Raw genomic sequence first — 26,563 nt, 5'->3', positions numbered from 1 at the left:
ATCAGCCCGTTGTCCAGTATTCATACATTATCTGATTACCGTGACCTTCTTTTGACCGTCTGCAGAAACAATAAGCACTACTTCTCCAAAAATTTGTACGCCTTCCACTACATAGGAATCTAAATGACTGGATGGAATCTCGTGGCTGATCACGATAATATGCTCCTCATTCCTTTCGGGGAGGATGATGCGGCAGGCCTCCGCATGTGCAGCAGCCACCGGTTCACCTGTATGGCGGTAAATCGGCACCTGTTCGACCAGCGGACAGAACAACTCACCCGAAGACTGCGGGTACAGCACCTGCATGATCGAGACCGTCCCTTTCCCCTTTCGGGAGTACACAGCATACTGATTGGGTTCCAGCAGATTATATTCGCGGGAGATTACCCCAGCAGCAACCCTGCCCTGAAGACCCTCAACATGAACAGGAAGGATACAAAGATTGGCTTCCCGCTCATTTTTTGTACGGCATATTAGCGTTCCATCTTCCATCTGAACCGCTCCGGGTGCAAAATGAAAATGCTGGGAAAATGTATGCTCCTGCCGGGAACTGAAGCTGTCCACCAAAAGCCAGTAAAAAGGCTTAATAAATAGGATCCTCCTTAACGGGTAAACCGGATCATCCCAATGACGGTAGCCGTCGTGGCTACCCTCTACATAATCAAAGTCCGGATGGCTGATCCATTGGCAGCCCATTGGCTTCGCAATCTGAGAGAAGGACCATGTATCCGTGACTTCGGTAAATCCAATTCCGTCGACAGTGGTCGTATTATGGGCAGCGCTTTCTTTTAGCGCTTTTCTAAGTGGTGTATGATCACTATAGTTGTATCTGCCAAGATCGGTAAGCAGATCCCGCCCATAGGCATACAGATCGAAATGTAGCAGATCCGCGTGCCCATGTCCACCCCCAAGCGGTCCGCAGTGAAAATATAGGTACAAATCCTGCTCGTCCCAGCCCGTTCGCATCACATAATGGCCGGAATGTGCATAGGCGTGTGACAAGTTTGGTGGTAGCTCCGCAGTCAGCCGCTCGTAGCCCTCAACTCCATTTATCCCAAACAACCAGGCATTGTCATAATCCATTTGATCGTATCCGCCAAAGCGGAGTACAGCATCCTGAAATAACCAGCCCGCATAAGTCAAAAGCGAACGGATATCGCTGTCATCACTATCGCCAAGCATCGGCTGCCGGTGATTCGGCTTGGCCCAATATAATGAAGCGGCAGCCATTTGCTGAACCTTTTGCTGAAACTCATCCTGAAGCTCCACTCCATTCAATCGGGCTAAACGGATGCAGTCGAGAAAACATACCAAAACCTCATGGTGATAGGTGGGCGATTGCTCCCAGTGGATGCCGTCCGCCATAATCTGAATTCGAGCTGTCTCTCCCAGTCTCTCCTTACTGAGTTGTCGCCAGTTTTTGGCGCTAGTGAACTCAGGGAAGTAGAGCGCAGTTTGGAACAAACCACAAGTCTCCAGCACCCCCCAGTTGCTGATCTTCTTCCAGCCCGTAAACGATAAAGCTAAATATTGGCCGTGTTCATACAGAGATACCATCACTTTGGCCAGCAGCGCCGGTGTGAGCAGTGGACTATCCTGTATATAGGACAACGCTTTGATCCAGTTAGCACAGCGAAGGCCCACTTCAATTGTGCGCCATGTCAGCGTATCATTCGTAGGCTTGTCTGGAACGGGGTTACGGTCTATCCAATCTTCAAGCTGGCAGCAAAATGCTCTCGCATAATCCTCTTTACCTGTTATCGTATACGCTTGTCCTAATGCCACCCAGTAGCGGTGGCGATTCAGCATATAAGCCCATTCTACATCCTTGTCTGGAACATGACGCCAGTCAATTTCTTCCTCAAAGGTAACCGGAATGCGGCTGCGCTCCATATCCCAGGGAAAACGAAAGAGAAACGTCTGCTCCACAACTTCATCCGCTGTCTTCATTACAGCTTCCCGCTCGCCTGCACAATAGCGCTGTACATAGTCAATAAGCTGCTGCTTCCGGTTATCCTCTATCCGCCAGCCCGGCGTGGTCCGGCGGGTCAAATACCGATGCAATTCAGTCAGCGCATCGTCCTGCCGCGCTTGGCTGAGCGCATTCTTCACTAGAACTAAAGCGGGCAACTCAAGATCGAGCAGCGCAAAGACGGCATAGGGGGAGATTTGTCTGACATCAGCGTTCATACCAGTACCCCTTGTTGCCATTTTGCAGCCGTATCAATGCTTCGAGATAGAAATAATCTCCCCAGATCATGAAGTCATCTGGAGACAGATCGCCGCGCACATGGTAAGAACCATGCTTCAGCAGCCCCTCCGCCTCTTCGCCGAGCGTGGAATAGTTCTGCACAAGCGAAGTCATCGACTGCACTAATCCCTGCTGAAAATAAGCCCGCTCAGAATCCTCCCCATCCATTAGCTCCAGCAGTTCCTGTAGTCCGGCTGCTACTATTGCTGAGGCCGAGCTATCCCGGTAAGTATCCGGAGATACCGGAGCATTAAAATCCCAGTAAGCGACATGATCCTGCGGCAAATGCTCCAGAAAATAGCGGGCCATCCGCTTGGACGTTTCCAAATACAACGGATCTTTGGTATAGCGGTAAGATAACGCAAAACCGTAAACACCCCAAGCCTGCCCGCGCGTCCAGGTCGATCCGTTAGTAAAACCCTGGTGTGTGGCGCCGCCAATCGGCTCTCCGGTCTTCGGGTCGAAGAAAAACGTATGGTAAGAGCTGTCATCTCCCCGTACCAGATACCGTCTCGTTTTCTCCGCCTGCATGACCGCCACCTCCCTGTATACGGAATCACCGGTCTGTTCTTCTGCCCAATACAAAAGGGGAAGATTTAACAGACAATCAATAATGATGCGCCCGCCTTCCTGAGCATCCCCCTCCGGTCCCCATGCCTGAATATAACCGCCAGCTGTACGCCAGCGCTTCAGCAGCAGGTCTGCCGCCTGCAATGTCAGTTGACGCGCAGATTCGTCTTTATCTATAATCCACTGGGCTTTAGAGGATAACGAATACAGGAAGCCAATGTCGTGATGATCAAGCACGGTCTTTGCCGCGAAACGGCGGCGGAAATCTTCTACGGTATGGGATGCCGCAATACGGAAGCTGTCATCCCGCGTATATTCATAACACAACCACAACATGCCGCTCCAAAATCCGTTAGTCCAGTCGTCGTTGTTATTGAGCTGATAAGTTCCATTCCTGCTGACATGAGGGAAACTGCCCCCGAACCGGTCTATGTTCTTACGTACCTTCTCTATCGCATCTTCAATCGCACTGCTCCACATAAGTTCCTTGCTCCCTTCAGGCTCTTCGTTTCTTACGTTTCATGATAAGGAGAGTGAACAGGATCTAATAGGGGCGATTTTTGCTTTGATGTGCATTATTTTGACTTTTGAATGACGTGAAGTACTGTAAGTTTACTTTCCAATCATAGGCATCAAATCAATATAGTAACAAAAGGTATAACTGTTTATGGGAAAATACGTTAAAATCAGAGAGTGACTTACATCTTTCATTCTTTTTTAGAAACGGAGTGTCCTATTAATGAAAAAGCTAGGTGCATTATTTTTATCCATTTTCATGGTTATGTCTGTCTTTACCACTGCGCATGCTGCTGAAAAGCCTGTCGGTGTATGGATTGATGGAACCGAAATAAAGTTAGGCGATTCTAACCCTGTTGTAGAAAAAGGAACGACCCTAGTTCCTATGCGTCCTCTGCTAGAGAAGCTTAATGTAAATATTAATTGGAATAAAAAAACCCAAACCGTAACAGGGACCAAAAATGGACTGGCCCTCTCACTGACCATTGGCAGCACAACTGCAACGGTAAATGGGGAGAAGAAAAAACTAGAGGTGGCTCCTAAGACCATCAACAATGTCACCTATGTTCCTGTCCGCTTTATAGGAGAAACGATCGGCTATAAAGTGGAGTGGAGTCCAGCGCTGCGCACCATCACTTTTGTGGCCAATACTCAAGCTGCAGGAAGCACCGGATTCTTATGGAAAGTGGAGAACAAAGGCAACACCGTTTATCTGCTTGGTTCTATCCATGTGGCTAACGACAAAATGTACCCGCTGCGTCCGGAGATTGAAGCTGCTTTTGAAGCCTCGCAATATTTAGGTGTCGAAGTAGATATCTCTAAGATTGATCAAGCTGAGATCCAAAAGTTTATTTTGGAAAAAGGCTCCTATACAGATGGAACCAAGCTCAAGGATCATGTATCCGCAGATACCTATAACAAAGTGACTCAACTGCTAAAAGCAAATGGTCTGGCGGAAAATGCATTCGATTCCTTCAAACCGTGGGTCGTTACCCAAGGTGTCTCAAGTCTACAGATGCAAGTTACAAGTTATACGGCGGATACCGGCATTGATTTATATTTTTTACAAAAAGCAGGCAAGCTGAACAAACCTATTATTGAGCTGGAAAACACACAATTGCAGCTGAATATGTTCGACCAGTTCTCAGATGGATTGCAAGAAAAGCTTCTTGTCGACACACTCGGCAGCCTCAATCAAACGGACAATACTTCCGCAGCAGCTTCACTGGATGCACTATCCCAAATGTGGATGCAAGGTGATGAGCAGTCGCTCGTAGCGATGACAAAAGCGGTCGCGCAAGAGCCAGAGTATTATAAGGGCCTGGTTTCGGATCGTAACGTCAACATGGTGAAGCATGTAAAAGAATATTTGAATAGTGATAAAAAAGCGACTTACCTTGTCGTCGTTGGCGCGCTGCATATGCTCGGTGACGATGGTATCGTGACCCAATTGCAAAAAGATGGCTTTAACGTCGTCAAACAATAATTGCTTTAGCTAAAATAAACAAGGCTGTCTCTTAGTCATCGTAGATGACTAAGAGATAGCCTTGTATTTTACTTTTTTTAGCTTAATTTAAAAGTAGAAGTTGACTTAACGTGCGGACAGCGCGGAAGATCGGGGAGATTCTGGAAAAATACCAATGTTCGCCTTTAAAGTCCTATTTTAACTGCGAATTTTAATAATCCAGGAATAGGACTTTAACAGCGATCGTAAGAACCTACGAACCCAAAGCCGCTTGTTCATAAACGGGCTACTACAATTTTATTAACTGATCTACCTTAACTGGAAGTCCAGTAGCTATCGAACGATTTGCCGCAATCCCGGTCATAATAGACAACGCCCCGTCCACATGGGAAGCCGCACGATTAAAGCGATCCTCTAGTGGACGTTCAAAAATATCACGCAGCATCACAGGATCTCCGCCCCCGTGCCCCCCAACTCCTTCTTCAATCTCCACTTCATAAGGTGCTGCGAAATGAGGGAAAACCGTGATCCGCTTGTCTTTTAACGCCCCTTCATCTTCCTTGTTTCCTCCGGCATTTACATAAGACTGTTCGACGACCTTTACTTCCATCCGCCCCTTCGTTCCATTAAATACTACAATGAAGCCCTCCCAAGGCAGATAAGCATTAAGTGAATAATTCATAATCGTCTTATTTTTGTATTTGACCATAACCGCCATCGTATCCTCAATGCTGATATTATCACCGAACACACTTTGATCACGCAGGTAACCATCCTCATGCTCCGTATCCAGATACATCTGCTTTAACTGCTCATTGTCTTTAAGATGCAGGGCAAACGGATCATTTTCTGCCGCGCTACTTCCATGAGCACGCTGATAAAACTCAGTCACCCCGCGCTTCTCCGCGTTTTCTCTGCCATAAAATCTTAGATCGCCCATCGCATAAATCGTATCCGGGCGCGAACCCAGCCAGAAATTCATCAAATCGAAATGATGTGTGGATTTATGAACCAAGAGACCTCCGCTGTTCCGTTTATCACGGTGCCATCTGCGGAAGTAATCCGCCCCATGCTGCGTATTCAGCAGCCACTCGAAGTTGACGGAAAGCACTTCTCCAATCGCGCCGTCCATAATGAGTTCACGGATTTTGGTGTTGTGTGGTGCATAGCGGTAATTGAAGGTCACACGCAGCTTTTTCCCAGTCCGCTCAATCGCTTCAAGAATTTCCTGACATTTCTCTTCATCCACTGTCATCGGTTTCTCCGAAATAACATCGCAGCCAAGCTCCATCGCCCGGATAATGTAACGATGATGCGTGCGGTCAATACTCGTGACAATTACCGTGTCAGGTTGGGTTTCCTCAATCATACGGTCAAACTCATGAGCTTTATAGGTAGGAACCGCTTGATATTTATATTTTTCCTCCAGCAAACGGTTCGCATAATCCATTCTTGCTCCATTCACATCACAAAAGGCTACAATTTCAGAGGTTTCACGATAATTCGTAGTGATCTCACCATAAAAAAACTCCGCTCGGCCGCCGGTTCCTACGAAAGCATATTTCTTGTTGGACATCAGGATCACTCCATCACTTATTGATTTAAAAGCGTTTTCTTCTTATAGTGTATAGTATAAAATACATCTGAATCTAAGCGATTCTTAGCAGAAACAATAAAAACTTTGCATATATTATCTTCATTATCTGAAAGGAGCAGATTTAGCATGGAACAGGAGCCTCAGCCTCCTTTTATGATTGAGCAAATAAAAAGAGCCGGTCCATTCAGCATGGATTCCGACCATTATCACGATACTTATGAAATCTATTATTTACTCGCCGGGGAACGCAGTTATTACATTAACAATCTGATCTACACCTTGCGTAAAGGTGATCTGATTTTTATTAACAAGAACGAGCTCCATCGTACCACCTCTAAAGGCTCTGCAAGCCATGAACGGATCTTAATTAACTTTGAGGAAAGCTTTCTGCAAAAGACATTGGCGCACTTCGAGCTGCATTTTCCATTTATGGCTACACAAAGCTTGCTTTTGCGGCCCGGAGTACATGAACAGGGGGCCATTGAATATCTTCTTTTCAGCATGCTAAAAGAACAAACAGAACCACGGACACAGCAAATCTCCTATCTTCAGACGCTGCTCATCCAACTATTTATTGAAATGAACAGAATACAGGAAATAAGCCGCGAGCCCATTGCCCCTGAGAGCAGTGAGAAGCAGCTAAAAGTCTACGAAATTATCGATTTTTTACAAGCACATTATGCTGAAAAGCTTACATTAGAGCGGCTATCTGAGACTTTTTTCATCAGCAGCACCTATCTCTGCCGTGTGTTCAAGCAGACAACTGGCTTCACCATCGTAGAATATTTAAACTACATTCGGATCAAGGAAGCCCAACGTCTCTTGCAGAGCACCAACGCTAAAGTTACGAACATCGCCGAGGATACCGGCTTTGACAGCATCGCCCACTTCGGGCGTGTATTTAAACAAATCGTTAAACGCTCGCCTTTGCAATATCGCAAGCAAAACCGCTGATCCACAGCTAGAAATCACAACCGATTCTCTATGTAGCCGCTCCGTCGCCCGGAAGTATACATGTGAAATGTTGTCGGCATATGGGGGCATCGGGAACGGGGGCATCGGGAGCATCTGGCATCTGGCATCTGGCATCGGGGGCATCCGGAGCATTGAGGCAACAACAATACCCCGTCCCTAGATTACCTTTTCGCGCGAACAAAGTTCATGAGGCTATCGGACCCAGTGGACCTTATTCGCAGCATAATCGCTATTTTGGGATTTTATCGGACCCCATAGTCGCTATTGGTATAAAAAGCTACCTATATTGAGCGTTTCCGAAGGAATAACGTCACTGGAGTCCGAACCCCTGCCGAATAAGCAATAAATCTGCAAATAACGTCATCTGGGTCCGCATAACTTTGTCTCGCAGGAGTAATCGGCGGTTTCGGGGTTTCGGGGTTTCGGGGTTTCGGGGTTTCGGGGTTTCGGGGGTTTAGGTAGCACTGTAACGCATAACAAGAGCAGCGATCCCCACTAATGGAGTATCGCTGCTCCGCTGTCATTTTGTGATTAATACGGTCGTCTCATTCCTCATCATGCCATTCATTTTGCTTCGTTATGTGATTTCATTTCCAAATCTCGTACAAGCCTGTGAACCTCAATTCCGGCCAGCAGCACGATGCCAATCCCATGTGTATCGTTTAATTGCCAGGTCAATTCATCTTTATAATACAGTTTGTTAAACGAATAACCCGAACCGCGGCAGACACCGTAAACATTGCCTTGTTTGTCAATACAATGACGGGTTAAGCCGCTCCAGCCGTGGAGTACAGAGGTTACGTATGACTCTGGTTCCAGCAGCCAACCGCAGCGGACACCTCTAGCAAAAGCGTAAATAAACATAGAGGTACAAGAAGCCTCCGCGTAAGACTCAGGATCCGTCAACACTTGATGCCATAAGCCATGCTCATCTTGCAGCTTAAGATAGCCTTTACTAAGCTCACGGAAATAATCAAGTAAATCAGCCCGCAACGGATGTTGCTCAGGCATAACTTCAAGCAGCTCAGTCAGTGAGAAAATCACCCAACCATTACCTCTGCCCCAAGGCACGCCATTGGGTTTATTAAACTTATAATCATATACATGATGCATAATGCCAAGCTCCGGCTGGAACAGCCGCTCCTTGTAATGTAAAAACTGCGCCGCCGCATCATCAAGATAAGCCGCATTTCCGGTCAATTTATAATATTTGCTTAGAAAAGGCGTGCTCATATACAGATCATCACACCACATCGTCTGCTGCATGAAATCAACTGTGCCACTGGTCCGATACAGAGCTCCGTCAGGCAGCCTGCTCTGCACTTTAGTAATGTAATTGGCAATTTCAGCAGCAGCTTCCGGTGCGCCCTGTAGTGGACGAAGCTTATTTGCTTCCAGCATCGTTGCCCCGAAGGATCCGCAGTCGTCCAGCGAATCCATCAGCGCCAGCTGATGATTGATGCCCGGAGCGCCATAACATTCAAGGTCCCATAAGGCATATTCGTGCAGCCCTGTACATTGCTCAATATGGTGTTGTGCATATTCGGCATAATGGGGGGCCTTAAGCTCTACTCCTGTTCTCAGCAATCCGTACAGGGTTACGCCTAGAGGGTAATTCCAGCGCCCAAACATAACACTCTCCAAATAAGGCCTAACCCAGCTATTCGGTTGGTCCACCCGCCAAAAGGTTACTTCATCCGCTTCCCCAAATAAAGTATCCATAGAGGTCAGTTCTAAGACTTTCGGCGCTGTCCCCGAGGTGAATAGTCCAAGGTACAGCCAAGGATCAGTTAATCCTTCAACTGAATAAGGTTGCACGAGACTACTCTGAACACCACCAGACCGTACGTCCAGTTCAAATCCCCAATTCCCCTCTCCGCAGACGGACTCCACGACGAGATCATGTAGTCCATAACCAAGCTCCAGTTGGATATCAAGCATGCCGTTCACGTTCTGGTGCTCAGCTACAAGTTCCCCATTCACATAGATAGAGATTTCAGCCATTCCACGATAGCTACCTTGCAGGCGTATGTCATCTTTCTGTAGGCTCTTAACTTCCAGCTTACACCAAGCAAACGCCTTGGCTCCTAGTAATTCCCCAAATATACGTGAACAGTTGCCAGTTGCCTGTTCCTGTGGCGACCATTGCGGCGTCGGAAACCAAGCGCAGCGAGCTGTCATCTGCTCTTCAGTGAAATCAGCTTCCAGCCAAGCTGCCCAAGACGTCTGTTGGGGTCCACTATAAATCCAACCTTCACAACCGCTTAACTGCGCCGTTGGAGTAAGAAAGTGTACCGGTGCACCTTTGACGCTGCCCGTTCCAAAAACCCCTCCGCAACCTGTACCTGTTGCTACATACTCCAGCACAAGATGGTTCCAGCCTTTATCCATGCCCGCCCGAAAAAACGTCCTCCGGTCCGGAAACACATCATCATTTAGATTGGAGCTAAACACCAGCCGTCCATTTATGTAAACCTTAACTGGACTGTAGCAACTAACTGAGAAAGGGGCTTCTACCTCATTGTCGCTCCACAGCTTTCCCCACACATATACGAACTGTCCTGCCTCTAGCTCCGGCAGTCGTTCTTCCAGATTCATATCATAACGGCAGTCGCGGAGCCGTTTGAAACCACTCTGCGAATGTACCCGGTAAACCGGAGGCTGCGGGGGATAGGCACCGATAAAACGGCTGGCCACAGCGGCCAGTACATTTTCGATTTTGCCCCCATTATATTTGGCAATACAATCAGGATCAGGAAAGTATTCTGGAATATAAGTACTCACTAAACGTATCCTCCTTCACACCGTTATTTCTCCACCCGGATACAGCGTCGAGCTGTACAATCTTTTAGGCTGAGGTAACGATTTCTCAGAGGCACATGTACTAATATCTATCCACTCGCTTGAATATACCGTTGCTGACTCATCATTATAAATTACAACCTGTTCCCTGCCACATCCCAGAAGATCGCCATGAACGGCATAACCTTCCTCCTTGAATTCAGCTACAACCCTCATATGTCCATCGTACAAAGCAGGATATATCCCGCCTCCCCGGCGGTACGCGAGAATATAATCCGGAGAACCCACTTGCCAGTTACTAACGGCTTCAACGATAGTCAGCCAACCGTCGGTTGTACGTTCTTCTTTCCACAGTTCCTTGCCATTACAGTCTAAAAGGAACAACGCATCCTTACCTTTTAGCCCTTTGCCGTCATCTTCGCGGATCATTCGGTCCAGCCCGGCAACCTGAAGGCCAGGCAGTTCAGGCCGGAATCGGCCTAACGCCAAATGCTGTGACTCGATGGAGCCGTCATAACGCCAAAGCTCTTGTCCGTCCCGGTCATACATCACCGTTACGCTTCCTCCGACAACCAGTTCAGGATAACCATCTCCATTCACATCGCCAACCCAAATACAGTCCGCGTGGTCATCCAGATCGTGGCAGCTCCATAATAAATTACCTTTAGAATCAAGCAGATCATAACCTGCCATCACTTGATCCTGTCCATTTCCATAAAGATCGTGAACCCACGGATAATGTCCTACATTGCCTGTATGCGTCCATAATAAATTGAAATCCTTATCCAAGGCCCACAGTTGATGATAACGGTCCTTCAGAATGATGTCGGAAGCATGTTCTTGCCCTGTTAGATTGGCAATGATAATACAATCATGTGCATGTTCAGCAGGTAAGTCGTATATGGACTTAACCGTTCCTGTTGAACCTTCAAAAATATGAAAACGTCCATCCATTACACATAATACTTCCAGCGACCCATCACCATCTATATCATAAACTTGCGCTGGATAGTCCGAGCCTTGGCTGCCAGCGTCAGGATCGGGTGTGCCCACCTGCCACAGCAGCTTGCCATCCATATCAAAAGCGGTCAGGCATTGCACCTGATGGGGAATATAACGAACATCCTGGCGATTATCCGGCTGGACCAGCAGCATTTCTGCACGTCCATCCCCATTCAGATCGCCAATAAGCATTTTACAGCGTGGACCAGCAGCGGAAATATCTACTTTTGCCAGCTGATAGACTGATTGTGTGTCCTTCGTTCTCATTAGAATCCTCCTGTCTTCTCTCTTCGATTAAATCTCAGGGAAACGGACGGTTTGTCCGCCTGCTACTTCTATAATCACACCGTCGATTTCCAGCCAGACAGATACCGCTCCCGGATTATATACAAAATCCCGAGCAGCGGAGAAAATAAGGGCTTCACAAGCCTTCATATAATAAACGAGTTCAATATTTGTCGCGTACCAGATTTCCTCTAGTCCTCCCACTGCTTCACAGAAGCTTTCCATCAACTCCCAGTTATTATCGTTATCAAATTCATAACTATGGCCCCACACATACATCAGATATAAATACTGCCGTTTATGCAGCTTCACGAACTGCTCCGCATGCTCCAGCAAATGATCATTATGATGGCAAGTCCCCCGCCATTCCAGCCAATCCTCCGGCAGCCCAAAGCCGCCGCCAGTGGTCTGTACCACACGGGCATATTCCATGCCTAAATGAGGCAAAAGCTTCTTTATCTCCTTGTTAAAGGAACCGTTAGGATAAGACATTCCCCGTATCGGCACCTGGAGCAGCGTCTCAAAATATTTTTGATCCTCCATAATCTCATGGATGATTTGCTCCTGCGGACAACGGGCCAGCGTCGGATGGTGTTGCGTATGGACAGATACTTCATGTCCCTGGTACAGCTCAGTTATTTCATCTGCCGTAATACGATCACCTTCACCCAGCAGGCCAGAATTGAGATGAAATGTTCCTCTAATCCCATGGCGGTTAAATAGTCCAACCAATCTTTCGTCAGCCCGTCTGCCGTCATCATAGCTCATCGTAAGCGCCTTATGTCTGCCCTCAGGGTAACAATAATATATAATAGACATCACTCTAAACCCTCCTTCGCATTACTGTCCATAAACCGTGAGATTCGAGTATTCAGCAATCAGGGGTGCCATCTGTCGGAACCCAATTTTCCCGCCTGTCAGTAGCGGCCCATAGGTTTCACCATCATCTATCCATGTAAAAATCGGCAGTTCATTGATCGCAAAAGACAGCATAGGACCACGCTTCACCACTAACATCCGGTAGGGCTCAGTCATGTCGCTGACGTCCGGAAGCGGATCGGCTCCCTGTGCAACGAGATGAAAACCATAGCTTTTGCGCAAATTACAGGTATGAAATTCACGTTCTTCCACCCAACGCCTGCGAAAATACGAGATATGATACGTGTCTATCTGCCCGTGATGGTATTGATCATATTCACCCGTACGGCGAGCAAGCGTGGAATCAAATAAATCCTTCCCACCCTCTCCTTTGGCCGCTATAAACAAAATCGCCAACCCCGGCTCACACAATGGGCGGAAATTCCACGATACGGCGAGGTCTGCCGGGAACTCCTCTGGACACCAGAGAACGACATTTGCTTGTTGTCCGGCCTCGGCATGGATAGTGCTCTCTAATCTCATTCGTTGCAAAGGGAAGGAAACCGTTCCCTCTCCCTCCATCTGGAATCCAGCGATATCACTAGTTGAAGCGAGGGGATTATGGTAGATTGGTTTCCATGCTTCAGGGATCAAACCACCTATACCCGTGTCCTGCATCGGCCTAGCCATAAATCATTCCTCCCCACAATGAAGCCTTCAATTCGCGAGTTCCGGTATAGCACTACCGATTAATTCCAAGGCAATGATCGTATTTAAAGACCACTGCGAGGCTTCATTTGTATTCATCCAATCGATCTCATTTAACTCAGTCATATAAGTGACCCGATCAGCTTCCTCCTGTAGATTCACACAACCAAACGGATTCTCCAGCAAAATCGTCCAACACCGCTCTGCCGTCGCCGGATCCTTGCGGTAATATGCTCCATATGCAGCAATGGCTACGCTGAGCACAGGATGCTCAAAACGGAGTTTTCCTGAAATCAACCCTCCTGTAAATGCGTCCTTCTCTTCTTGTGGCAAATTATAAAATACGCCGAACTCAGCCAGCATATCTTCCCAGTCCGAGTCCTCCAGCATTGCCGCCAGCTCGAACCACACCTGCGGACCTCCCATACTAATCGCTAGATGACGCCCCCAGTTATCGTCGCCCATTCCCGACAATAGGCCAGTTGCCGGATCATACCCATATGTGGGACCAGATAAAAGCCGTAAATTTGCCCTTTTGATGCAATTCATGCCTGTTATAATCTTGTCACGATAAGCGGTATCCTCGAACCGCTCCCAGCGGGTCATCCAATTAGAGCTAAAGGCCGCCCAGTCCGGACCCACCCTAACATGAGTGGGGAATTCATCCTTCGGAAAATACGCCCGCATCGGGTCCAGAGTAACTGTTGAATAATCAGCATCCTTTACACTGTCCATAATATCGCCGACCCGCTCGTCTCCGGTCAGATAATAATAGTAGCGATGCAGACCCGCCATAGCGATACGAGCCTCTTTGCAGCCGCAGCCCCAGTGGATGACATTATGCCGCGAGCCTAGTCCGGCGTATTCGCCAAAATGATATACATCTACCTCACTCGTATGCCTGGTCATAGCTTCGGCCATTCGGAACACATCCGCTCTCCCGGACCGGAGAAACGTTACCCACAACCACATATTTGGCACCAGCTCGGAATTCTGCCAGGCACAGCCACCGAGATCATAGTTCCATACATGTCTGACCGGATCGTAGCTGTGCATGAAATCTCCGTAGTCCCAAAAACCGTACCATTTGCGCTGCTCGATCTCTTCCTTGTAAAAGGAGATGATCCCGTCCAGCCGCTCTTCCAGATACACCTTGGCTGGCGTGCTCCGATCAGGCAAACTCCAGAAACCAAAAGCACCCGCTTCATGATAATAAGTTGGTTCACAAACCAGCAATGAAGGTTCTTCAGCTTCTGCCTGCATCCGCTGCAACAATTCAGGCCCGGGAGTCTGCGCCGTACACCAGAATGTTAGCTCGCTAGTATTAGCGATACCAAATGGAGTGGCCCGTAATTCTTCTGCACCTTCATACGAGGATTCCACATGTGTTTTTGTATCATAATGCCGCAAGTCCATAGCTGCCGCATCAGGTGACCAGAACCAGACAGTAAGAGCTGCCGCGTCTGTGGCAGTGGATCCAATCTCCATTCCTGCCGGATGCTTACGCCAGAAATTCTTCATCCCGACGGCTAGCCCTCCACCCTCTGCTCCAACATAACCAAGCCCACCTGCCCGGCGGCCTTCTGCTGCCTTGATCCAAGCGCACCCATCCTCTGTCCGCTTCCAGATCCCATAATGCTCGGAAGAATCTTGAACCAGCCGAAAGCTGCCCCAAGTCGCGGAGTCATCCAATAAACTAAGGAAATAGGCATCCTCTTCTGGATCAAATTTCACAGCACATCCTGCTACCTGATCGACGAATAAATCACGGTACTTACCTTTGGTTCGCCGTGTATGCAACGTCTTAGGAGACTCGCTAAACAAGCCGCTATCTCCGGCAAAACGAACATAGCGGTTGTAAAGCGGTCCATGCAGCGGCACTGTGAATTCTATTCCTAATCCTTTAATAAAATCCTGCTGTGGATTACCGTCATAATGAAACGTATGAACTAATCGAATAGACTCCAGCCCAGCATAAAAATATAAACGTAACGTATAGGGAAGCCACTCACGAGCATTGTGTGAAGCTTGGTGAAGTCCCTCTAGCTTCACCACTGCGCGAACAGGTCCGTCCTGTTCAAGGATGGCACTTAACGTTCGTCCTGTGAATCGCTCCTCACGTATGCTCAGGGTGCCAGCACCCTCATCTCTCTGTTCACGTATACATACAAGCTCTCCATTACTGCATACTTCGGTTCCTTCCGTGTCCGCCGGATTTCTGCGCACAATACTGCGGATAAGACCCTTCCCCTGCTTGTTAACCGTGCAAATAATAACACCTGTATCTATAATGAAAGCTTCCTCTGTTTCCTGCACAGTTAGTCGCTCAGTCATTTCCGTAGCTGGAGCCGCTTGATTTATTGTCATTGTCGCTAAGGAATCCTGCTGAATATCCGAATTTTTGTTTACTGCCGAGTGCGTGGACCATTTGATGCTCCCGTCAGGCCAAAAAGCTGCCGGCCAGCTTTGCAGCGGCACAAGCTTTTCGTTCTTCGGCATACTTAAGCAGAGATTCTTTAACGATTCCCTGTTGAGCGCTCCTTTTTTCCAAGGAACCCCCCAGGTAACACCCACATCAATAGCGGGCTTTTTTAGCCAATGCAGGCTAATCGGCAGAGCCGTAGGCACAACAACCATCTCCTTTATACCTTCTTCGCCGCACGTCTTCTTACTTTTAAAGAGCTTCATTATTATGGCTTAGCTCTCTATAGCGGCTTGGGGTTATTCCCTCTTGTTTCTTAAAAATCCGGTTAAAATAGCTATGCTGATAACCCACCTGTTCAGCTACATCGTTAATTCGCAGCGAGGTATCACGCAGCAGCTCCTTGGCTTTATCAAGCCGCAATTCGGTCAGATAATCAATGAAATTTTTCCCGGTGACCCGTTTGAATGATTTACTCAGTAAAAATGGGCTGATCCCTGTATAATCCGCACATCCATCCAGCGAAATATTATCCATATAATGCTCATTGATATACATCATGGCATGCTCAATCGTCCGTTTGATTCCGGCATCAGAACGCTCGCTCAGCTCCGTCAGATACGGTGCGACTACCTTTTCCTGAAACCAGGCAAGGATAAGCTTCGGCTCATGAATTTGCGACAGTGCCGCGTACAGATTAGCCCCTTTGAACAGTTGGTTTGGATGAATGCCTGAGACCATAATGGCGTGCTGAATACTGCCTAACAAATGAAGCATGCCCTGCTGCACATCAATCACTTTTGCCCCATTGGCACACAGTGCCTCCAGAAATTCCTCCAACAGCCGATAAGCCTCTTCCGCTTCTCCTGTGCGCAGGGCCTGAATCATTCCGCGCTCCAAAGTGAACGAATATTGCGGTTCAGGCGTACTTTGCCCCTCACGATCCAGTAGCTCCATATTAATAATCTGGTTCTCACCACCAAACTGGCGATAACTAGCGGCTTGCTTCGCAGCCTCGAACGCTAGCGGAATACCGGATATCCTTCCAACCGGTGCACTAAACGCCACTGTTACCCTCATTTTTAACATGCGATTAATCGTTCCTGTCAGTTCTTCGCTAAAGGCTTGCACCGCTTCCAGCGATGGATTCGCAACGGGTTCGATAAGAAGTAATCCTGCCGTGAGATCATGGAAATTGATAATATCAGCCTGCTTAAAGTGCTCGGCAGACAATTCTCCGATAATATTGACGGCGGCGAATGATACAAGACTTTCATCACCGTTGCGGAACTTCCCCTCCTGGCTGGAGATGCCTGTAAGCTGAATATAAAGAATAATATAATGACAATCCTCTACTTCCCACTTAAAACGCCGCATCCGGCTTTGCAGATCCTGCTCAGAATAAGAATATAAATACCCCTGAAACAGCTGATGCAGGAAGCTTTCCTTCACATGTGGAAGTTGCTCGGAAAGAGTGTACTTCAGGGCATGGCTCTCCCCGTGCAAGTTCTGCCAATGCCGTTCAATCAGAATAAACTCATCCTCCCTACTCGCAGCCGCCGCTTGGTCAGGCAACAAAGTCTGCAGCAAACGTCCTATCGGTGAATAGATTTTGCGGGAAGCAAACCAAGACAGAATCGCCGCCAGCAGCAAAGCACTGAAGCTAACTAAAAATATCAGTCTTGAAATGAAGACGACAGGTGAAGTTATGCTGGTTATCGGTGAAGCGGATACATAGAGCCAATCTGCGGAGAGTCGGGAAAACTCACCATAAGTCACTGCATATGTAGCCTTACCCCAGTCGAAGAGAAAAGAGGACTCAAGATTTGACTCATGGTTCGCGCCCCGTTCCACAATCTCATTATGCAATGCGGTAAGTAAGGGAGAATCCTCGGCACTGTCTCCAGCAGATACGTACAAATCCCCCGTCGTCTGCAGCAAAAATGTCTCGCCGCTATTATAAGGTGTCATAGTTCGTAGCATCGCAGCTACTTTCTCCGTATCCATGCGGAGCAAAAGAGCCCCGAAGGGCTTCAAGCTTCCGCCCGGAATATGATGGACAAGCGTTAATTCTTTGACATTTGGTTTATTGGGATCGAATGCCCACTGCGTCCAATAGGTGCTTTGTTCAGTATCAATCAATTTGTCATATTGACCCGATACCGCGCTGGAGTCAATCGTGCCATATTCGGGATTAAATAGTAATGGATGATCTCCTGATAGATAGAGTTCAACGTTACTCGTCATCGTGTTCGAGCCCTGCATCACTACGAGTGTCTTCGTAATATCCCAAGCCCGCTCATGATCCTGAATAAAATCAAGGCCATTCAAGCTGTAATCAAACTTGGGATCAAAGGCCCAATGTGCCAGCATCAGCTCCAGATTGGACAGTTGATCATCAATATTAGCCGCCCGCTGTTCAATCTGCCTGTTATGCATCTGCAGCAGCTCGCTCTCCAGGCGTCCCCCTGCCATCCAGTAGACAAGCGCACCAATAATAAACCCCGGAATGGATGACACCACCAGCATAATGATCAGATTTTTACGATAATATCGGCCCTTACAGCCTGACCAGCCTTTTGTATAACGCTTCCATTTCGCCACATTTCTCATCACTATGCTCTCACCAGCCGAATCAGATAAATTTGAAGTGCAATCGAACCACATTCGTTTTGCTCCTCAGATCCTTTCCAGCCGGATAAAAGCACTAGGAAGGATCTAGCGGTCAGCCTTAGCGTATAACTCGTTCATTTCCTTAACTAAATCATCTCCACCTGTTTTTCTCCATACATCAAATGCTGATTTCAATTCAGCTTCATCAATTTGTCCTACAATATATTTTATGCGTGCATCATTAATTACATTGTCAAGTTGAGCGCCCTTTTGCGAATATACTGTGGAAATAAAGGCCTCTGCCGGATTAACCACGATCGAAGCTTCATTTGCTTTCTGAACTTCGATTTGTTTAAGCCGCAGCGGTGTCTGAGCTACAGTCTTGGATTTGTCCTCAGGTATAAAGGCCAGAATTTGGTTTAACCCTTCCACTTCTGACTCCAGAAGGACAGTGTCTTTGGAGCGTTCAATAAAACCATCCACCATAGTGTAGTGAGTACCTTCCAAACCAAAACCTAACATCGTTTGTAATTCCGGATTATTGATTTGATCTAGAAAAGCCAGTACCCGTTTCAATTCTTCTTCGCTCTTCACAGATGATTTTGGAATAGCCAGCATGCCCGAGAAACCAGAGGTCGGCAATGTATGTAGCTTGCCATCCGTACCTGTTACGCCCCCGCTTACATCTACATAATGTTTATCCGGTTCGTCTTTGCCTTCTTTTTCTAGCGCAGCGTGAATTTTATCATCCACCCGGGCACCTGTATCGACCACATCGACGATTACTCCTGCCTTATTGTTCACGATCGGATCTGTCCATTTGGCACTGTCCATCACAGCGAAGTCGGAGTTGATCAATTTCTCATCGTACAGCTTCTTCATGAACTTAAGCGCTTCCAAATATTCTGGATATTCATGCTCAGGCACCAGCTTGCCATCTTGCACGCCCCATTTATTCGGTGTTCCAAACCATAACTTAATGGTATCAAAACCGCTGGCCCACTGGCCGCTCCATTTGACCAGCACCATGCCATAAGTATCCTCTTTACCATTGCCGTCTGGATCTTTTTCCTTGAACGCTTTCAGCATATTGTAGAAATCATCTACCGTCTGCGGTGTTTGCAGCCCCACCTTCTCCAGCCAATCCTTACGGAAAACCATACCGTTACGGCCGAGTACACGCCCCCGATAGATTCCGTAATTCTTCCCATCAATAGCCGAGTTTTTCAGAATAACCGGGTTCGCTTGGCTTAAATTCGGATAATCCTTAAGATAAGGCCCTACTTCCCAGAATGCGCCCGATTTGGCAGCGTTCACAAAACTAGAAGCCTTAACATCCCCCACGTAGATAATAGTCGGCAGCTTCCCAGAAGCTAGCGTAATATTAAATTTATCTGCATAAGATGCGTTCGGGACCCACTCAAAGTGGATTTTTGTGTGGGTCTGTTTCTCCAGTTCAGCAGCAACCGGACTGCCATCCTTCGGATAATTTGTTTTGAATATCGGCAGCATGAGGGTCAGATCCAGCGGGGACTCGCTTTTCTCTTCTCCAGTATTACTACTCCCCTCACTTTTGCTGTTAGAACCTGCAGATTCATTACCTGAGCAACCTGCAACAACAGTGGTAACCATCATAGCCACAAGTAAAAGTAACAACCAGCGCTTCTTTTTTACCGAACGATTAGCTTCCATTATTATACCTCCAAATTGGAATAAGTTAAGTTTGCTATCCTTTAACAGAACCCAGCATCACCCCTTTAGCGAAATGTTTTTGCAGAAATGGGTACACACATAAAATTGGTAGAGTACCTACTACAATAACCGCCATTTTAATCGACTGCTCCGGTGGCTGCACAAAGCTCGGATCCATAGAACTCATATCGCCAGCTGCAGATTGGGACAACATTACGATCTGTCGCAGCATCACCTGCAAAGGCCATTTTGTCGGATCCGTAATGTAGAGCAGTGCCGAGAAGAAATTGTTCCAATGTCCCACAGCATAGAACAACGTAAATGTAGCAAGAACCGGTTTGGATAACGGAAGGACTATCTTCCACAACAAGCCCAGCTCAGAACAACCATCAATACGCGCCGCTTCTTCCATTTCTATAGGCAGCTCCTGAAAAAAGTTTTTGACAATAATCAGGTTAAAGGCGCTAATTGCTCCCGGTAAAATAAGAGAATTGAGCGTATCCAGCAGATGCAGTTCCCGAATGACGAGATAGGTTGGAATCATTCCTCCACCGAACAGCATCGTAAAAATAACAAGGTTGAGTACCAAATTACGGCCCATCAGATATCGTTTTGCCATCGGATAAGCCATTGTTACCGTGAAGAATAAATTAACGACAGTTCCGATTACCGTAACATAAATAGAAACCCCTATACTGCGCATAATCGTATCTGTTGAAAAGATAAATCGGTAGGCGTCAAATGAAATCGTGGTCGGGATCAGGAATACGGCACGTTTAGTAATTTCCGCATCTGTAGCGAAGGAGCCCGAAACCACAAAGAGGAAAGGGAGAATCGCTACGATTCCGATAATCCCTAAAAATATATAATTGAATACATCAAATGCAGTTCCACCCGTACTCTTGTATTGTTTGGCCACAGCAAGCTACTCCCTTCTCAATAAAGTCCGGATTCACCAAATTTTTTGGCGATCCAATTCGTCCCGAGCACAAGCGTCACACCGATTATTGATTTGAATAATCCAACAGCTGTACTGTAGCTAAAAGCTCCCTGGGTGATTCCCAGTGCGTATACATAGGTATCGAACACCTCACCTACTTCACGATTAAGAGCATTCATCATTAAATAAATTTGTTCAAAACCGTTATCCAAAATCGTTCCCATCCGAAGAATAAGTAAAATAACGATTGTACTGCGAATAGCAGGCAACGTAATATGCCAAATCTGCCGCCACCTGTTCGCACCGTCTACTACCGCAGCCTCATATTGCTCCACATCTACACCGGCCAGCGCTGCCAGGAATATAATTGTCCCCCAACCGCACTCCTTCCAGATCGTCTGGAGAATAATCAATGGACGGAACCAGTCGGGATTAGCTAGAAAGTCTATTTTCCTGCCTGTAAACGTATACAAAAACTCATTTACAGTCCCGCCTTCCGTAGTTAGAAATACATAGCTCATACTGGCCACAATGACCATGGATATAAAGTGCGGAACATAAATCATCGTTTGTATCGTCTTTTTATAGAAGGAAAGCCGTATTTCGTTTAGAAGTAGTGCCAGAATAATCGGCGCCGGAAAAAAGAAAATCAAATTATAAAAAGATAACAATAACGTATTGCGCAGCAGCATAAAGAAATCGGGATTCTGGAAAAAAACACGAAAATGCTCAAAACCTACCCATTCACTTTTCTGAAAACCAAGAAACGGCTGGTAATTCTTAAAAGCCAACAGCACGCCCCACATCGGAACATATTTGAAAACAAGAAAATAAAGGACTCCAGGGAGCAGCAGAATATATAACCATTTATCACGTTTAAAACGTTTCCATCTTCTTACCCGGATATTTCGATAGGTCTGCGGTTTTAGCTGTTGTTCTGCAGTTCCCGGAACTGTTACGTGCTTCATCCTGTTCACCTCCATTTGTCATGTACATCTCGCGATTACTGTAGCCATGGATTACTGCAATCACCCTTACTGCGACTCCTATTATGCTGCTAGTGATTTTTTCCAGCAATCGGACTTTTTTGAACGCTCTATATAAGCTAAAAATCCCATTTTATCTAAAAAGTCCAAACCGCGCAAAAGTTTACTATTGCCCGCAAGACCCTAACAACCTATGATTCCAAGTGATGATTTCCAGCAAATGTTTGCCTTAAAGGGGGAGCTGAATTGAAGAACAAGTTATACTATGGTGCTGCTTGGTATCCCGAGCTATGGAGTGAAGAGGTGCTTGAGCAGGACATCCTTCTAATGAAAGAAACGGGGATTAATATCGTACGAATCGGAGAATTCATTTGGTCTGCCTTGGAGCCAGAAGAAGATAAGCTTGATATCCGTCCCGTCGTGAAATATATCGAAAGGTTACATAGAAACGGAATTGACACAGTAATGTGTACGCCGACACCTACACCCCCCATTTGGCTTACCCATGGACATCCTGAGCGCTGTTATGTGGATGAGAGCGGAACGGTAATGGGACATGGAGCACGGCAGCATATCTGTACGAACAATCCTTATTTTCGTGAGCGGGCTGCCATCATTACGGAGCATATTGCCAAGGAGACCGGAGCACTTCCGGGGTTAACCGCCTGGCAGCTCGATAACGAATTCAAAGCGCATGTGGCGGAGTGCATGTGTGAGACCTGTAAAGGCTTATGGCATATCTGGTTGCAGCAGCGCTACAGCTCCATTGAAAAGTTGAATGAGGCATGGGGAACAGCCGTCTGGAGCCAAACTTATCAACGTTTTGATCAGGTGCCACAGCCAGGACCCGCACCTTTCCTCCACAATTCATCTCTGCGGACGATGTACCGCTTATTTTCAATGGAAAAAATCGCTGAATTCGCCGATGAGCAGGCTGATATTATCCGCCGCCACTCCTCTGCACCAATTACCCACAACAGCAGTGTCGCTTTTCATCTAGATAATGAGCGGCTATTTCAGAATCTCGACTTTGCCGCCTACGACTCTTATGCCTCACAGGAAAATATGCATGCTTATCTGCTTAACTGTGATCTATGGCGAAATTTCAAGCCGGGAAAAGATTTCTGGATAATGGAGACAGGACCCTCGTTTGCCGCATCTCTAGTAAGTTTTGGTGTGCCACATCCGAACGGATATCTGAAGGCAGAAGCGGTTGCCGCCTATGCGCTGGGTGCAGGTGCATTTTGCTATTGGCTCTGGCGCCAGCATACTTCCGGAAGTGAACAAACACATAGCTCGATCCTTAGTGCCTGGGGAGAACCCGCTCTAGGGTACGATAATGTGCTGGAGGCCAATCAAGCACGGCAAGAAATTGAACAAATTATGCTCTCCACCCGGCCCCTTCGGGCAGATGTTGCGATTACCTATTCGGACAGAACCAAAGCTTATCTCGCAACTGAACCTCATCGGAAGCTAAATTATCGTAGTCTGCTGGGCGATTTCTACAAAAGAATTCTACATATGGGTATTCACCGGGATCTGCTGCCCGAAGGTGGTGACTTAACCGGATACAAGCTGTTATTCACTCCATTCGTACATTATTTGTCCCCCGAGTATGTGGAAAGTGCGCTGGCCTTCACAGCAGCTGGCGGGATTTGGATTGTCGGTCCTCTTACCGGAGGACGAACGAAGGAGCATACCCTTCATAGGAATGCCGGACTTGGGGAATTGGAGCGATTAGCAGGAGTCAAAACTAAGTTTATCTATCCGCTGGAATTAACAGGCACGATTGGACACGCTTTTGGGGTATCTGCTCCCTTGTCCATGTGGAGTTCTGTTTTTGAACCCGTTTCAGAGTCCGCTTCCAGTCTCGGAATGATTACGGAGGGGGTGACACCGGGTTTGTCCTTCCTGACGGAGCAGCCTTACGGACAAGGTACTATTGTTATGCTGGGTTCAATGCCTGCCGGTGAAGAAGGTGACCTAATGTTATGTAAACTTATTGATCATTATGCAGAACGTACTGGTGTTACCGTACGCAGTGATGTCACTAAGGGAACCCTTGTCTGCCCTAGAAGCAATGACCAAGGTACCGAAGTGTGGACCATTGTAAATATGGATGGACACGGGGGAAGTCTCACACTCCCGCGGGACGGACATGATGTTCTCTCAGGCAAATCCGTGGCCTGCGGCCCCCTCTCCCTTGGTGCATATGAGTACAGAGTAATCCGGTTATAAATACTTATCCTTACAGCATAAAAAGCCGCTAACTCCTTGGTCACCCAAGCGGTTAGCGGCTTCATTTCCGTTATTTTAACTTTTAATAACGCCTTTTTTAAGAATAACATTCCCATACAATGCTTCTTCACCAGTAACTATAACCGCATAACTTTGCTTAGAACGGTTATAGAAATCAAAACGTTCCTCATGTTTAATCGTCGCTTCAGCATCATGCTTGGCAATGATAGTCTCGTATGTGGACCAGATGACCGGCACAGTTGGATCTCCAGCCACCACTGCCATAAAAGCCACCTGTTGCTCTGCATAATGATCCAGAGGTAACAACTCTAAGATGGCATCCAGCAGGTCAGGAATACCGATGCCATCATATCTCAGTACCCTCGGATTCAACGAATGTCCGGGATAATTAGCATCAGCCAATACAAGCTCATCCCCATGACCCATTTCCATCAGAATGCGCACCAGCTCCGGAGAGAGCAGCTTAGGAATTCCTTTTAACATAAGGCACCTCTTTACTTCCCATAAAATGATCGCAACGCTACCAGCTCATCAATCCGATGCTGCGGCAATTCTCTCTCCCCGCCAATCATCCGGGTAATGAAGGTGAGCTTGGCCGTATACTCAAGCCGTTCCATATTCAGATATGCTTCCATAACATCTTCTCCCCAAGTAAGGGCTCCGTGATTCTCGAGCAGGACCGCAGTTTTTTTGCCCAGGAAAGGCATCAGTGAATCTGGAATTTCTTCCGTCGATGGTGTTCCATATTCCGCCAACGGAATATCTCCGATCATAATCACCGACTCTGGCATCATCATCTTGTCGAGCGCCTCACCTTTTATGGCAAATGCAGTAGCATACGGGGGATGTGCATGGACCACGCCCTTCATCTCTGGCAGCTCATTATAAATTCTTAGATGCATTTTTGCTTCCGTTGAGGGTCTGTAGCCTTCAGCAGCTTCAAGGACTTCACCTTGCAGATTCACTTTTACAAGCATATGAGGCTCTAAATATCCCTTACTCACCGCTCTGGGGGTAGTCAGAATTACATTCTCTGATAAGCGAGCAGAAATATTCCCATCATTAGCCGCGATAAAATCTTTATTAAACAGGTTTCTCCCGATATCACAAATCTGCAAACGTAATTTTTGTTCCAATGTATCCATAGGGTTTCTCTCCTCGTATCCTATTTTTCACAAACCTTCACCAAAGAAGGCTGATATGTCTTAAAGGCAAAAGATCTTTCCACTACCTGCTTGCCCTCGGAGATTTCCAATTCCCCTAGGGCAGCCAGTTGAATAATTATATTGCCAATTGCACTAGCTTCCACAGGCCCTGCTACAACTTTTCTCCCCGTAATATTAGCGGTAAGCTGACAGAGCAGTTCATTCTGAATCCCACCACCGACCATATGAATGATATTGATTTTTTTGCCGGTGATCTCTTCCATTTCGTTAATCGTATGGCGATAGGACTCTGCTAAGCTCTCAAGTATGACGCGAATAATCTCAGCTTTCGTGTAGGGGGCTTGCTGGCCTGTTCGTTCGCAATATTCTCTAATCCGTTGGGTCATCACACCGGGTGTACTAAACAGTTCATCATTCGGATCAATAATTGCTGGGGCATGATTTATGGTTTCAGCTAGCTCAACCATTTGGCCTTGGCTGACGTATTTTCCCGCTTCTGCCCAATTCCTTTGCAGCTCCTGCAAAATCCATAGTCCCGTTATATTTTTGAGCAAACGATTAGATTGGCCGTAACACTGCTCATTTGTGAATCCGTATTCATAGCTTTTCTCTGTAATGACAGCTTCAGGCGTCTCCATGCCCACTATCGACCATGTTCCACAGCTTATAAATGCTGCATTATCCTTAAGAGAATACGGAATGGAAGCTACTGCTGAAGCCGTATCATGAGAAGCACCCGCAATTACCTCCATTGGACCAACGCTAAGCTCCTCTTGTATTACCGGAAGGATAGGACCAATGACCGTCCCCGATTGAACCTGTTGTGGCACTAGGCTAACCGGGATACTAAGCCTGCTAAATACTTCAGTAGAGACTTCACCAGATACAGCGTCCATTAAGCCACTTGTACTCCAAATCGTGCTTTCTGCTGCCGCGATACCAGAGAACAAATAGTGGAACAGGTCTGGCATCATTAAAATAGTATCTGCGACCTCTAGCAGAGAATCATTATCCTGATAATCAGCAAACAGCTGATAAACCGTATTAATCAAGCTCGGTTGAATACCAGTAACGCTAAATTGCTCCCTTGGCGGAAGCAATACCTCCAACCCTAGACGATGACTTCCCATTCTCTTATCCCTATAATGATGGGGGGAATAGAGCAACATCCCTCTTTTATCAATAAAACCGTAATCGACTCCCCACGTATCCACGCTTAGAGACCTCAATTTTCCACGCGCCCTATAAGCTCTCTGGATTCCTTTTTTCATTTCGTGGAAGAGCTTCAAAACATCCCAATACAAATGCCCGCCAATATACACCGGGGTATTAGCAAACCGATGAATTTCTTCCATGCGAAGGGTGTTACCGTCATACAATCCCAACATCACTCTTCCGGAGCTGGCGCCAAGATCCATAGCCAGAAGCTTAATCGTATCACCCATTTCACGTACAC

The 26,563-nt window shown here is 47.0% G+C and carries 18 protein-coding genes; 3 read left to right on the top strand and 15 right to left on the bottom strand.

Annotated features, from left to right (window positions below):
* Window positions 1-27 precede the first annotated feature (27 nt).
* Window positions 28-2,190, bottom strand: coding sequence for an alginate lyase family protein (locus tag MKZ16_RS07965; RefSeq protein WP_076104904.1), 2,163 nt, complete (start codon window positions 2,188-2,190; stop codon window positions 28-30).
* A complete protein-coding gene (locus MKZ16_RS07960; RefSeq protein ID WP_076104903.1) occupies window positions 2,180-3,301 on the bottom strand; it encodes a glycoside hydrolase family 88 protein in 1,122 nt (373 codons plus the stop codon). Before MKZ16_RS07960 ends, MKZ16_RS07965 begins: the two co-directional genes overlap by 11 nt.
* A 259-nt stretch (window positions 3,302-3,560) precedes the next feature.
* Here MKZ16_RS07960 and MKZ16_RS07955 point away from each other — a divergent pair, with 259 nt between their 5' ends.
* Window positions 3,561-4,823: a TraB/GumN family protein gene (locus tag MKZ16_RS07955; protein WP_076104902.1), complete on the top strand. Its 1,263-nt coding sequence runs from the start codon at window positions 3,561-3,563 to the stop codon at window positions 4,821-4,823.
* A gap of 268 nt (window positions 4,824-5,091) precedes the next feature.
* On the opposite strand, the gene MKZ16_RS07950 is transcribed toward MKZ16_RS07955, so the two are convergent.
* Entirely contained in the window at window positions 5,092-6,378 is a 1,287-nt protein-coding gene (locus MKZ16_RS07950) for a Gfo/Idh/MocA family oxidoreductase (protein WP_038569484.1), read from the bottom strand.
* Between the two features lie 147 nt (window positions 6,379-6,525).
* On the opposite strand from MKZ16_RS07950, the gene MKZ16_RS07945 reads away from it, so the two are divergent.
* Window positions 6,526-7,353: a helix-turn-helix domain-containing protein gene (locus MKZ16_RS07945; RefSeq protein WP_076104901.1), complete on the top strand. Its 828-nt coding sequence runs from the start codon at window positions 6,526-6,528 to the stop codon at window positions 7,351-7,353.
* A 585-nt stretch (window positions 7,354-7,938) separates the two neighbouring features.
* Here MKZ16_RS07945 and MKZ16_RS07940 read toward each other — a convergent pair.
* The 9 genes from MKZ16_RS07940 to MKZ16_RS07900 are packed head-to-tail and all read right to left on the bottom strand — an operon-like array spanning window position 7,939 to window position 21,664.
* Window positions 7,939-10,158: a glycoside hydrolase family 88 protein gene (locus MKZ16_RS07940; protein ID WP_179090033.1), complete on the bottom strand. Its 2,220-nt coding sequence runs from the start codon at window positions 10,156-10,158 to the stop codon at window positions 7,939-7,941.
* 15 nt (window positions 10,159-10,173) lie between these two features.
* A complete protein-coding gene (locus tag MKZ16_RS07935) occupies window positions 10,174-11,445 on the bottom strand; it encodes an FG-GAP repeat protein (protein WP_076106160.1) in 1,272 nt (423 codons plus the stop codon).
* 27 nt (window positions 11,446-11,472) lie between these two features.
* The gene (locus MKZ16_RS07930) at window positions 11,473-12,282 is read right to left on the bottom strand and encodes a polysaccharide deacetylase family protein (RefSeq protein WP_076106157.1); all 810 of its coding nucleotides are present in this window, start codon (window positions 12,280-12,282) and stop codon (window positions 11,473-11,475) included.
* Between the two features lie 21 nt (window positions 12,283-12,303).
* Complete coding sequence (locus MKZ16_RS07925) at window positions 12,304-13,011, bottom strand: DUF1961 family protein (protein ID WP_256715530.1); 708 nt, start codon at window positions 13,009-13,011, stop codon at window positions 12,304-12,306.
* Between the two features lie 27 nt (window positions 13,012-13,038).
* Complete coding sequence (locus MKZ16_RS07920; RefSeq protein ID WP_256718443.1) at window positions 13,039-15,717, bottom strand: hypothetical protein; 2,679 nt, start codon at window positions 15,715-15,717, stop codon at window positions 13,039-13,041.
* Complete coding sequence (locus tag MKZ16_RS07915) at window positions 15,704-18,118, bottom strand: helix-turn-helix domain-containing protein (RefSeq protein ID WP_080742433.1); 2,415 nt, start codon at window positions 18,116-18,118, stop codon at window positions 15,704-15,706. The genes MKZ16_RS07920 and MKZ16_RS07915 overlap by 14 nt, the downstream gene beginning before the upstream one ends.
* A 51-nt stretch (window positions 18,119-18,169) precedes the next feature.
* Entirely contained in the window at window positions 18,170-19,756 is a 1,587-nt protein-coding gene (locus tag MKZ16_RS07910; protein ID WP_036675669.1) for an extracellular solute-binding protein, read from the bottom strand.
* Between the two features lie 34 nt (window positions 19,757-19,790).
* A complete protein-coding gene (locus MKZ16_RS07905; RefSeq protein WP_036675671.1) occupies window positions 19,791-20,675 on the bottom strand; it encodes a carbohydrate ABC transporter permease in 885 nt (294 codons plus the stop codon).
* A gap of 17 nt (window positions 20,676-20,692) precedes the next feature.
* Window positions 20,693-21,664 carry a sugar ABC transporter permease gene (locus MKZ16_RS07900; RefSeq protein ID WP_076106155.1) on the bottom strand — a complete coding sequence of 324 codons (972 nt, stop codon included), beginning with the start codon at window positions 21,662-21,664 and terminating at the stop codon, window positions 20,693-20,695.
* 264 nt (window positions 21,665-21,928) lie between these two features.
* Here MKZ16_RS07900 and MKZ16_RS07895 point away from each other — a divergent pair, with 264 nt between their 5' ends.
* The gene (locus MKZ16_RS07895; protein WP_076106152.1) at window positions 21,929-23,920 is read left to right on the top strand and encodes a beta-galactosidase; all 1,992 of its coding nucleotides are present in this window, start codon (window positions 21,929-21,931) and stop codon (window positions 23,918-23,920) included.
* A 75-nt stretch (window positions 23,921-23,995) separates the two neighbouring features.
* Here the strand turns inward: MKZ16_RS07895 and fucU are convergent, their stop codons facing one another.
* From fucU to MKZ16_RS07880, 3 genes are read right to left on the bottom strand one after another with little or no spacing between them, the layout of a single operon-like run.
* Entirely contained in the window at window positions 23,996-24,424 is a 429-nt protein-coding gene (gene fucU / locus MKZ16_RS07890) for an L-fucose mutarotase (protein WP_036675675.1), read from the bottom strand.
* 11 nt (window positions 24,425-24,435) lie between these two features.
* Window positions 24,436-25,086 (bottom strand): class II aldolase/adducin family protein, encoded by a 651-nt coding sequence (locus tag MKZ16_RS07885; RefSeq protein WP_038569477.1) that lies wholly within the window; start codon window positions 25,084-25,086, stop codon window positions 24,436-24,438.
* Window positions 25,087-25,106: 20 nt separating this feature from the next.
* Window positions 25,107-26,552 (bottom strand): rhamnulokinase family protein, encoded by a 1,446-nt coding sequence (locus MKZ16_RS07880; protein ID WP_076106149.1) that lies wholly within the window; start codon window positions 26,550-26,552, stop codon window positions 25,107-25,109.
* Between the last annotated feature and the right edge of the window lie 11 nt (window positions 26,553-26,563).

This window comes from Paenibacillus sp. FSL R5-0928 (assembly GCF_037970385.1).
GTDB classification, from domain to species: Bacteria; Bacillota; Bacilli; order Paenibacillales; family Paenibacillaceae; genus Paenibacillus_AQ; species Paenibacillus_AQ odorifer.
Note: the sequence above shows the minus strand (reverse complement) of the source record. Positions and strands in the feature narration are given on the sequence as shown.

Excerpts from the sequence above, each read along its gene's own strand:
- MKZ16_RS07920 (WP_256718443.1), bottom strand. The coding sequence starts at position 15,717 with ATGAAGCTCTTTAAAAGTAAGAAGACGTGCGGCGAAGAAGGTATAAAG.
- MKZ16_RS07900 (WP_076106155.1), bottom strand. The coding sequence starts at position 21,664 with ATGAAGCACGTAACAGTTCCGGGAACTGCAGAACAACAGCTAAAACCG.
- MKZ16_RS07960 (WP_076104903.1), bottom strand. The coding sequence starts at position 3,301 with ATGTGGAGCAGTGCGATTGAAGATGCGATAGAGAAGGTACGTAAGAAC.
- fucU (WP_036675675.1), bottom strand. The coding sequence starts at position 24,424 with ATGTTAAAAGGAATTCCTAAGCTGCTCTCTCCGGAGCTGGTGCGCATT.
- MKZ16_RS07915 (WP_080742433.1), bottom strand. The coding sequence starts at position 18,118 with ATGTGGTTCGATTGCACTTCAAATTTATCTGATTCGGCTGGTGAGAGC.
- MKZ16_RS07910 (WP_036675669.1), bottom strand. The coding sequence starts at position 19,756 with ATGGAAGCTAATCGTTCGGTAAAAAAGAAGCGCTGGTTGTTACTTTTA.
- MKZ16_RS07880 (WP_076106149.1), bottom strand. The coding sequence starts at position 26,552 with ATGGGTGATACGATTAAGCTTCTGGCTATGGATCTTGGCGCCAGCTCC.
- MKZ16_RS07930 (WP_076106157.1), bottom strand. The coding sequence starts at position 12,282 with ATGTCTATTATATATTATTGTTACCCTGAGGGCAGACATAAGGCGCTT.
- MKZ16_RS07950 (WP_038569484.1), bottom strand. The coding sequence starts at position 6,378 with ATGTCCAACAAGAAATATGCTTTCGTAGGAACCGGCGGCCGAGCGGAG.
- MKZ16_RS07925 (WP_256715530.1), bottom strand. The coding sequence starts at position 13,011 with ATGGCTAGGCCGATGCAGGACACGGGTATAGGTGGTTTGATCCCTGAA.
- MKZ16_RS07965 (WP_076104904.1), bottom strand. The coding sequence starts at position 2,190 with ATGAACGCTGATGTCAGACAAATCTCCCCCTATGCCGTCTTTGCGCTG.
- MKZ16_RS07935 (WP_076106160.1), bottom strand. The coding sequence starts at position 11,445 with ATGAGAACGAAGGACACACAATCAGTCTATCAGCTGGCAAAAGTAGAT.
- MKZ16_RS07885 (WP_038569477.1), bottom strand. The coding sequence starts at position 25,086 with ATGGATACATTGGAACAAAAATTACGTTTGCAGATTTGTGATATCGGG.
- MKZ16_RS07945 (WP_076104901.1), top strand. The coding sequence starts at position 6,526 with ATGGAACAGGAGCCTCAGCCTCCTTTTATGATTGAGCAAATAAAAAGA.
- MKZ16_RS07955 (WP_076104902.1), top strand. The coding sequence starts at position 3,561 with ATGAAAAAGCTAGGTGCATTATTTTTATCCATTTTCATGGTTATGTCT.